This is a genomic window from Acinetobacter sp. UNC436CL71CviS28 (assembly GCF_000620525.1).
Taxonomy (GTDB): Bacteria; Pseudomonadota; Gammaproteobacteria; order Pseudomonadales; family Moraxellaceae; genus Acinetobacter; species Acinetobacter radioresistens.
The window spans coordinates 1-3,876 of the sequence record NZ_JIBB01000071.1 but is presented as its reverse complement, the minus strand read 5'-3'; the positions used below and the strand labels follow the sequence as shown (position 1 = coordinate 3,876).

Annotated in this window: 4 protein-coding genes; all 4 read left to right on the top strand. The window is 33.7% G+C overall.

Annotated features, from left to right (window positions below; genetic code table 11):
- Positions 1-243 (top strand): hypothetical protein (locus N518_RS17330; protein WP_212771475.1); only part of this gene is annotated, 243 nt, incomplete at its 5' end.
- Positions 244-259: 16 nt separating this feature from the next.
- On the top strand, positions 260-2,431 hold the full coding sequence (locus N518_RS0114945; protein WP_005099794.1) for a hypothetical protein: 2,172 nt from the start codon (positions 260-262) through the stop codon (positions 2,429-2,431).
- Positions 2,432-3,174: 743 nt separating this feature from the next.
- Positions 3,175-3,348: a hypothetical protein gene (locus N518_RS17300; RefSeq protein ID WP_005021660.1), complete on the top strand. Its 174-nt coding sequence runs from the start codon at positions 3,175-3,177 to the stop codon at positions 3,346-3,348.
- Positions 3,332-3,838, top strand: coding sequence for a hypothetical protein (locus N518_RS0114935; RefSeq protein ID WP_005021663.1), 507 nt, complete (start codon positions 3,332-3,334; stop codon positions 3,836-3,838). The genes N518_RS17300 and N518_RS0114935 overlap by 17 nt, the downstream gene beginning before the upstream one ends.
- Positions 3,839-3,876: the final 38 nt, after the last annotated feature.

Sequence of the window (3,876 nt, the reverse complement as noted above, 5' to 3'; positions counted from 1 at the left end):
TTAAAAAGCAGATGTTCATATGATCTCCCTTTGGCAACAGGTTCTACATGGGAAAAGGACAGTACATTAGCCTCTTTTCCCACAGGCACAACAATTACTTTTGTACTGAAGGATCAAATCTGTGCACCTTATGGTTCAGCTATTATAACAGGCACAAAAGTACTCAACATCACTGCAAGTGATAGCACTGGGACAAAAATAAAGTTCCCTGTTTGCTTGTCAAATATTTTAAGTACCTCGTAAATTAAGGTATATAACGATGAAATCAAAGAATCCATATTTTGCCAAGTCACAACAAGGAATTGCAACAGTTTTAACTGTAGCTTTAGTCGGTATTGCCTTGATTGTATCAATTACAGGTACTGCTTATTATTTACGTACCAAACAATATTCTGCAGCGTCAAATCATGCATTAACGCAGGCTCAGGCGGATGTATGGTCAGGTGTGGAAATTGTACAACAGTATTTAAATACTAGAAGTGCATCACAATTAGATACTTTAATGACAGATGGTATTCCAGCAATTACAAATTTACCTCCTAACATAGCAATTACAGCAAAAATTGATAGTGTAAATAAATCAACAACGGAATCTGGACTTTATACGGTAACATCAACTATAACAAGCCGAAATACCATCAGTAAATCTGCATCTACCGTACAAGTTGTTTATGAGGTTAAGCGTGGAGCAATTGGAACGTCGAACCCGTCTCCATTACCTAACTCAGGAATAAGCGCTATTAATATTTATACGGATGTAGAGGTTTCAGGTAATGTTTCAATTACCAATAGTACAGGTAAACCAGTTGATTTAAATATCGTGGGTACTGCGAATTTACGTGAAATTAGTAATATTGACACATTAAAAGTTACTGGAGACTTAACAGTAAGTAATAAAACAACTAAGGTAAATAATATTTATGTAGATGGTAATGTAACATTAAATAGTCCAGATGCAATTAACGTTATTAACACAAAAAAGAATATTTACTTAAAAAGTGGTAATGGTTCAGTTGAAATTCTTAAGGCTGGTGAAAATATCGAGTGGGGAAATGATACCGTTCTGGGGAAGTATGGCTATGCGAATAACAATATTATAGGTGCCGCGCGTAATTCAACGCTTAGTAATAGACCAGCTAGTGGCGATTCTACGGGTGTACAATTAAAGGCAGGTAATGAGATAAAGTGTGATAGTAATAATTATAAAAACATTGCAGCAAAATCATTCACAGGAAACTGTGGTAGTGCAGACTTAGCACATATTCAAAAAAAATTGACATCAAATGAATTACCTGTAATTAAAATAAGTGAATTAGGAACATCTTTAAATATAACTCCACCAATGGTAAATGCTAATTGTTATGATCCTGAGAAAAAATTGAACTGTTCAACTAATACAGTTTATACAAGTAATGATACTGCTAATTATATTTTTGAGTATAAAGATAATAAAATAACAGTGCGCATTTACAATTTAGATGGCTTTATTGATGGAACAACATTTTGTTTAGGAAGTAGTACTACTAGCAATATCTCTTTACAAAATACAAATAATATGCAGAATTCAGATCATTGGGGTTATTTATATGAAGCAACAGTAAATGGAAATTCAGTAAATTGTAGTTCTACCATCAAAGCAAATATTTTACGTTGGTATGACAAAAATAAAGATGAGAAAATGAGTATTACTTATAATAATGGAACATGGACAATTAGACGACCAAACTTAGGTGTACAAAATTATATAACTGATTTTGCTAATATATTAAAAACCCCATCAATAGCGCCAGGCGTAATATTATTTATAGGCAATCTACAAATTCGTGAAGGCATTTATAATAATACACTTTTAGCTACAGGAAATATTGAAAGTTCAAGTGTAAATGGTAATGCGATTATTAGTGCACCGAATTATGCTGCTACTCGTGGTGGAGTAGAAGGTGCATTTTGTCATGCTAATTCAGCATTAAGTAATAGCTCCAATGACATTATTAAAAAATTAGATCCATTAAATGGTTATTTCCCAAGACCAAAAAATTTTTGTTCATCTCCAACAGCAATGATTAGCCCAACAACAGCTTTAGGTGATTTAGCATTATTGGCAGGATCATATATTGGAACATATAATAAAGCCTCTTACGTGGGAGGGGATATTAAATTAATAAGCTATAATGATAAAAGTCCAATCTATGGTAATATTATTGCAGGAAATAATTACACAACGGATGCAAATCTAAATTTATATGGTTTCCTATCAATCATTGGTTTGGGCAATAATGGAAAAACAACATTGACTGATCTTAAGATTGTTATTCCAACAACAACAAATACTAATATTGGTGCTCCAACAGAAGATAGTGGAACAGGAAATCAATCAACACCTACACCCAACGTCCCAGCTGCAACCATTAAATGGGTGCGTTACCTTTAATAATTATTTAACCCGAAGCCTGCTTAATCCAATAACACTATAATTGATGTTGGATTAAGCAGTCTTCAGGTTATTTAGAAATTTTAAATGTCAATTTCCCATTTAACATAATGGGCGTTATACGAAACGCCTTTTTAAATAGTATTATTTATCAAATAGTTAACTCAATAAATCCAAAACCCAAAAGATCAAAAAACAGACGTTTTAACAACTCGTGTGTTTTTTAAGCAACTTTGTAATCTTTCGCCAATAAAATCGTCTAAAAAATGCTCAATTTTGGCATTTTCCCAATGTTCTCAGCTCTTCCAGGGCGAAAACTATCCCCAATTACTGTGGATGAAATTTAGGCTATTTTGTACGCTTTGGCTCACATAAAACTCGGCCCTTTGCGGCTATCCAGGATAGGTGAATTTTCCTATGATGAAGTCATAGAGAACAGGATGTTCCAAACAACAAGAATAAGAAAGATCGCACCAGGAACGTGAGGTAAGACAGGAGTCATACCTAGCAACCCAATATGAGAAACCCCGGCAGGATGCTGGGGTTTTTTATTATCAAAATGTACTTCGCATAATCCGTTTTATGTTAATTTTAGCCAAATTAAAATATAAAAATATAATTTTATAGATATAGAAGAACCTTAAATGGCAAATTGTATTTTTCTGTTGAGAGTACCTTAGTAGCTATTATTAGTATTTAATAATATAATTCTATTATACATGCACTCCTTTAGGGGTAATAAAATGCTAAATACTAACGAAAAAGTAAATCCTGCTATCCTTGCTCTGGTAGAGCTCGGTAACGGTGTTGGTGGTACTAAGGTTAGTGCCTCAACTCGTGAAGAGATAGGAAAAAATCTTCGTAAAGCTTTCTTAAAGTCCAAGGAACGTTCAAAAAAGAATGTCGCAACTGCCTAATAAACCAGTTCAACGTCGGGAAATTTCAGAGGTCTTTTTACATGACCTCTTTTTTGAAATCAGTGAATCAATTGGATATACATACGATATCGTAGAAGAATATCTTAAAGATCTTGAAGCTCTTATTGAATTATGGACAAATCAAGGCTTTATTGAAATTTATACAGAGGATGCAGACCGAAAATATGGTCGTGCGAAAGATACAAATTCGACTCCTAACTCATCCCCGTGGTATACAGGTCTTTATCATGCACGTCTATTGAAGACCGGAGAAAGTGACCCTTTAATTATTATTGTATTTGAAGAAGTTACGACTGATGGCAAGATCAATACAGTCGCTAGTTTACGCTTCATGCTCGATCATGACGATATATTTGGCCCTAAAGATAATCGTCGTATAAAGTTTAATCCAGAAGCTATGAGAGCTATTAGAAAAAAAATTGATGGATTCATTCAGCAGGGTACAAAGTATGTGCCTACTACTGATTAAGCTTCTAAAAACTGATTTAATATAAAAACTCTTATACG

What these genes read in the sequence shown, in the direction of transcription:
- N518_RS17300 (WP_005021660.1), top strand. Translation starts at nt 3,175, where the DNA reads ATGCTAAATACTAACGAAAAAGTAAATCCTGCTATCCTTGCTCTGGTA.
- N518_RS0114945 (WP_005099794.1), top strand. Translation starts at nt 260, where the DNA reads ATGAAATCAAAGAATCCATATTTTGCCAAGTCACAACAAGGAATTGCA.
- N518_RS0114935 (WP_005021663.1), top strand. Translation starts at nt 3,332, where the DNA reads ATGTCGCAACTGCCTAATAAACCAGTTCAACGTCGGGAAATTTCAGAG.